The sequence below is a fragment of the Halorubrum sp. SS7 genome (assembly GCF_005435055.1).
GTDB lineage: Archaea > Halobacteriota > Halobacteria > Halobacteriales > Haloferacaceae > Halorubrum > Halorubrum salinarum.
Map to the genome: position 1 here is coordinate 1 of NZ_SGXV01000037.1, position 4,858 is coordinate 4,858.

General features: G+C 73.0%; 5 protein-coding genes and 1 pseudogene. 2 read left to right on the forward strand and 4 right to left on the reverse strand.

Translation table 11 applies throughout. From position 1 onward, the window contains the following. Positions 1-487, forward strand: a pseudogene (locus EXE44_RS15980) (phosphatidylcholine/phosphatidylserine synthase); the annotation flags it as partial. 162 nt (positions 488-649) lie between these two features. On the opposite strand, the gene psmB reads toward EXE44_RS15980, so the two are convergent. Together psmB and EXE44_RS20875 are read right to left on the reverse strand one after the other, a co-directional pair. Then, positions 650-1,381, reverse strand: coding sequence for an archaeal proteasome endopeptidase complex subunit beta (gene psmB / locus EXE44_RS15985; protein ID WP_121561789.1), 732 nt, complete (start codon positions 1,379-1,381; stop codon positions 650-652). 215 nt (positions 1,382-1,596) lie between these two features. Beyond that, positions 1,597-1,773, reverse strand: a complete 177-nt coding sequence (locus EXE44_RS20875) for a hypothetical protein (protein WP_167551900.1) — start codon at positions 1,771-1,773, stop codon at positions 1,597-1,599. A 321-nt stretch (positions 1,774-2,094) separates the two neighbouring features. Between EXE44_RS20875 and EXE44_RS15990 the strand changes: the two genes are divergently transcribed. Beyond that, on the forward strand, positions 2,095-2,775 hold the full coding sequence (locus EXE44_RS15990; RefSeq protein ID WP_137717920.1) for a uracil-DNA glycosylase family protein: 681 nt from the start codon (positions 2,095-2,097) through the stop codon (positions 2,773-2,775). Positions 2,776-3,034: 259 nt separating this feature from the next. Here EXE44_RS15990 and EXE44_RS15995 read toward each other — a convergent pair whose 3' ends face one another. Both EXE44_RS15995 and EXE44_RS16000 read right to left on the reverse strand, forming a co-directional pair. Beyond that, positions 3,035-4,249: an asparagine synthase C-terminal domain-containing protein gene (locus EXE44_RS15995; RefSeq protein ID WP_137717921.1), complete on the reverse strand. Its 1,215-nt coding sequence runs from the start codon at positions 4,247-4,249 to the stop codon at positions 3,035-3,037. A 5-nt stretch (positions 4,250-4,254) separates the two neighbouring features. Further along, positions 4,255-4,858, reverse strand: a 604-nt coding sequence (locus EXE44_RS16000; protein ID WP_137717922.1) for a PHP domain-containing protein, incomplete at its 5' end; no start/stop codon positions are given.

The following is a 4,858-nucleotide window of genomic DNA, read 5'->3' on the forward strand; positions in this document are numbered from 1 at the left end:
GAACCAGACGGAGTTCGAGAACCCGTTCGCGATGGACACCGCCCTCGTCGCGGCCGGCGTCGGCGCGGGCGCGCTGTTCGTCGCCGCCGCGGTCGCCCGGCTCGGCCTCTACACCGTCGACGAGGACGGCGCCCGCGAGACGGTCGGCGTCCCGACGACGCTGGCGGCGACGGTGCTCGCGGCCGCCGTCATCGCCGGCTACACCGCCCCGCTCCTCCTCGTCGCGGCGACCGCGGCGTTCGCGCTGCTGATGGGGTCGACGGTGACGTACCCCGACCTCCACGCGCAGGACGCGCTCGTGATGGGCGTGGTCCAGGCCGCCGTGATCCTCACCCCGGCCGGCCACATGGCGACGGACGCGCTCCCGGCGTGGATCGGCGAGGGCTTCGCGTTCGCGCTGCTGTTCCTCTCGGCCGGCTACCTCCTGCTCGGCCCGCGCTTCTACTGGGGCGACGGGATCCGCGCGCCGCCGGGCCTCCGGCGGTGAGTCCGGTACGGTCGGTGAGTCCGGTACGGTCGGCGAGTTCGGTACGGTCGGATACCGGACTCGCGGGCGAACGGACGGCGACGCGATAGCGCGGCGGCTCAGGAGTTCGCGGACGGTCGAAAATCGCAGTGAGAAGCGGTCGCCGGGGCCGCCGCGTCGGCCTTACAGGAGGTCGTCGAAGTCCTTGTACCGGGTGATGTCGACGCCGTCGTCGGTGACGACCGCGACGTTGATCCCGTTGCCAGAGGCGAGGTCGCGCTCGACGGCGGACTGGATCGCCTTCGCGGCGATGGTCTCCGCCTCGTCGATGGTGACGTCGTCGTCGTACTCCTGCTCTAAGACACCGAGCGCGTACTGCGACCCGGAGCCGGTGACGGTGTACTCCTCCTCGGTCGTGCCGCCGAGGGCGTCGATGGAGTAGATGTGCGCGCCCTCGTCGTCGACGCCGCCCAGGATCGGCTGGACGACGAAGAACGCCCCGGAGCGGAGGAGGTTGCCGGTCAGCGTCGACAGCGCCTCCATCGACATGTCCTTGCCGCGACGGGCCTCGTAGAGGCTCGTCTCGGCGCGGAGCGTCGAGATGAGGTTCTGCGCCGCCGAGACGGAGCCCGCGATGGTCAGGGCGCCGCGCGGGTGGATCTCCTCGACCTTCTGGACGTCCTTCGAGGAGACCATGCCGCCGAGGGAGGCGCGCATGTCGGTCGCCATCACGACGCCGTCGTCGGCCTTGATGCCGACGGTCGTGGTCCCGGTCTTCATCTCGCCTTCGCCCTCCGCCTTCGCGGCGCGGCGGTCGCTGTGTTCGAACTCGCCGAGCTCCGGTCCGAAGACGGGCTGGTCACGGCCCAGGTCGGCGGCCGGCCCGTCGGAGAGGTCGCCAGTCGGTGTTCGCATTACACGCTCGTTGGCCCGGCGCGCTGATAAAGGCAACCCTTCGGGGGCCGCCGACCGGTTCCGACGGGCCTATCCGTCGCCGGGTCGGGACCGCCCGACGGCGGCCCGACGAGCGTCTCGGCGGCGACGGCGACGCGGCGAGGGGCCGCGGGGCGCGACGGCGCCGTCGCTCGGCGGCGGGTCGGTTTCGCAAAACGAGGGCTACGGCCGGGCGATCACTCCTCGGCGGCGGTCTCGCACGCCTCGGTGGTGGTCTCGACGAGCCGGCCGACGGGGACGTTGACGCCGAGGTGTCGGCGCGCGAAGACGGCCACCGGGAACAGCGAGATCCCGACGGCGACGGTCGCTTGGTGCAGCCCGAAGAGGGCCGCGGTTCGGATGCGGTCGAACATTGGACTTCTGCCCCACCCCAACCGGGGGATGTATAAATATCTTCCGTGGCCGCCGTCGAAGAGACCCGGACGCAGTCCTGCGGTTTTCGGTCATAAATTAACGATCCTGAAACTTCCCGCGTTCCGCGCGGATCGTCGCGTATCCCAAGCCGGCCAGACCGAGTTTATTCTCGTAACTTATGCGAATCCACGCCGGCTCGTGCGCCTCGCATCGGCGCCCTCCGCGCGAGTCCGTCGCCGCCTCGCCGACCGCCCTGCTGACCCCGTCGCCCCGCGCCGGACCGAACGGGATTTAACGCCGTGCGCGCCTATCGGGTCGACGTGCAGAACGTCACGGACCGGATCCGGAACCCCTTCGGGATGCGCCCCGACTGCCCCTCGTTCGTCCCCGGCTACGGCGACGCCAACGCCGACTTCCACGTCGTCGGCGACCGTCCCGGCGTCCACGGCGGGACCGCCGCCGCGGTCCCGTTCACCGGCGAGCCGTGGTCGCCCGCGTTCCTGTCGGCGCTCGAGTCGGCCGGACTGATCGCCGGGCTCGCCGAGGGCGTCGCCCCCGACGGCGTCGCGACCGACGGCGACCCCACCGCGGTCGACCCCGTCTCGACCGACCGGACGTTCCTCTCGTACCTCCACATGTGCGAGAGCGACGGCCCGCCGGACGACGACGCCTACGACGACATGGAGCGGTTCTTCGACGCGGAGCTCCGCGCCATCGCGGCCCACGTGCTGCTCCCGGTCGGCGCGCGGGCGACCGAACACGTCTTAGAGACCTACACCGCGCGGGCCTGGAAGACCGAGATCGACATGGACGCGCTCCACGGCGAGGAGCTGCTCGGCGCCGGCTGGCTCGTCGTCCCGGTCAAGGACCCGGCGGACTGGGCGGACGGCGACGCCGACCGGCTCGTCGACGCGCTCGGGGAGCTCCGGTCGACCGACTTCCGCCGCGAGAGCGACCTCGGACGGTTCATCGCCGGCAGCGACCCGTACCTCGTCCGCTGACGGGGCGACCGCCCGTCGGGCGCGCGACCCCGTCGGTCACCCGCCGCATGGTCGTGAACTTTCTCCGGCAAAGCGCGTCCCCATCGGTTCGATTCGGCAGTAATCGCCTCCGTCCGCGGACGATCGTTTTCTACCCGCTCCCGGGAGTGTCATATTTGTCGCTACTGCCCGGATTTTATAGCTGTCCTGTCGATCTGTACCCAGACGCCCGATCGATCGGGCGTCGGCCGCAGGACTGGTACTCCGCGCGGCGACTTGGTCAGTTCCGGCCCTCACCGGCCGGTTTTTCCTCGGCGCACAGCGACTCGACGTACTTCCCGACGTGGTCGTCCAGCCGCCGCTTGAACCCCGCTTGCCGCGCGAGCCGGTCGAGTTCGCGGGAGACGTACGTCCCGTACTGGACCGCCTTCTTGTCCGCGGCGTGGACCGACGCCGGGACGCGCTCGGCCGCGACCCGACGCAGCGCGACCTTCCGCTCCTCGCCGTCGACGAGCAGGTCGCCGGGGAGCGCCAGCGCGGCGGCGACGACCCGGTCGTCGAGCAGCGGCGTCGCGGGCTCGACGCCGGCGGCCCGGAGCGCGAGGACGTCTCGCTCCAGTTGGTCGGGGAGCGTGCGGACGGTCTCGGTCCGCGCCCCGCGGACGGTGTCGGACTCGACGCGGGGGTCCTCGGCGGGGTCGACGACCTTGCTGTAGCCGCCGAACAGCTCGTCGGCGCCCTGCCCGACCGCGAGCCGGTCGAACCCGTCCGCGGCGGCCGCCTCGGCGGTCAGGAACAGCGGCACCGCGATGGCGACGTCCATCGGGTTCCGGCGGCCGGTCGCGGCCGCGACCGCGCGGACGGCGCGCGTGAGATCGTCGTGCGTGACCTCGACCACGCGCAGGTCGCGCTCCATGGCCGCCGCCGCGTCGCGCGCGGCTGCGACGTCGTGGCTCCCTTCGAAGCCGGCCACGTAGCAGGGGGCCTCGGGAACGGCGGCCGCGACGAGCCCGGAGTCGACGCCGCCGGAGAAGGCGACCGCGAGGTCGCCGCCCCTCTCGGCGCCGTTCGCGGACCGAGTCGGGTCGAGATCGTCGAGCGCCGCGCTCACCGCGTCGTCGACCGCCGCCAGCGCGGCGTCGCGGTCCGCGGTCGGATCCGCGTCGGGCAGCCGCCAGACGCGCTCCGTCCCGGCCGCCGAGGCGACGCTCCCGGCCGGAACCGGCTCGGGGTCGTCGAGGTCGGCCCGATCGAAGCTCCACGCGCCGGGCTCCGTCGGCCGGCGGTCGGACTCGGGGTCGAGCGCCTCGCGCTCGACGAACAGCGGCTGTCGACCGAGCACGTCGCGGACCAGGACCGGGCCCTCGCGGTCCGGCGGGTCTGCCAGCAGGCCGGCGAAGCCGCGCCCGCCGGGGAGGGGGTCGGCGTCGCGGAGCGCGGCTCGGACGCGGTCCGGGGCGGCGCCGCGCAGGTCGGACGCGGGTGAGTTCGGCATCGCGGTCACCGGAGGGCGTCGAGCGCGCGGAGCGCGCGGCGCTTCGCGCCCCCGCCGAACTGGCGGAGCGAGACGCGCCAGGGGGTGCGCTTCCCGACGACGCTGGTCCGGCCGTCGGCGATCCCGTCGAGGATCGCGGCGGCGGAGCGCTCGTCGGCGCCGACCTCGGTCACCGCCTGGCCCACCATCTCGGAGATGTGCGCGTCGCTGCCGGCGGTCATCGGCAGGCCGTGGCGGACGGCGAACTTCTCGGCCTGCCGGTTCGAGCGCCCGGTGAACAGCCGGGAGTTGTACACTTCGAGGGCGTCGGCGCTCGCCAGTTGCTCGTCGCTGATGTGCGCGGCGACGCCGTGGCGGGACTTCTGGAAGGGGTGGGGGACGACCGCGATCCCGCCCTGGTCGCGGATCCGGTCGAGCGTCTCGTCGAAGGGGAGCCCGCTCTCGACGCGCTCCTCGATGCCGAACGCGAGGACGTGGCCGACCGCCGAGGTCACCTCCATGCCGACGATGCCGACGAGCCCGTAGTCGGGGGCCTTCTCGGCCGCCTCGATGCTGGCGTCGATCTCGTCGTGGTCGGTGACGGCGAGCGCGTCGAGCCCGACCGCGGCC

What these genes read in the sequence shown, in the direction of transcription:
- psmB (WP_121561789.1), bottom strand. Translation starts at nt 1,381, where the DNA reads ATGCGAACACCGACTGGCGACCTCTCCGACGGGCCGGCCGCCGACCTG.
- EXE44_RS20875 (WP_167551900.1), bottom strand. Translation starts at nt 1,773, where the DNA reads ATGTTCGACCGCATCCGAACCGCGGCCCTCTTCGGGCTGCACCAAGCG.
- EXE44_RS15995 (WP_137717921.1), bottom strand. Translation starts at nt 4,249, where the DNA reads ATGCCGAACTCACCCGCGTCCGACCTGCGCGGCGCCGCCCCGGACCGC.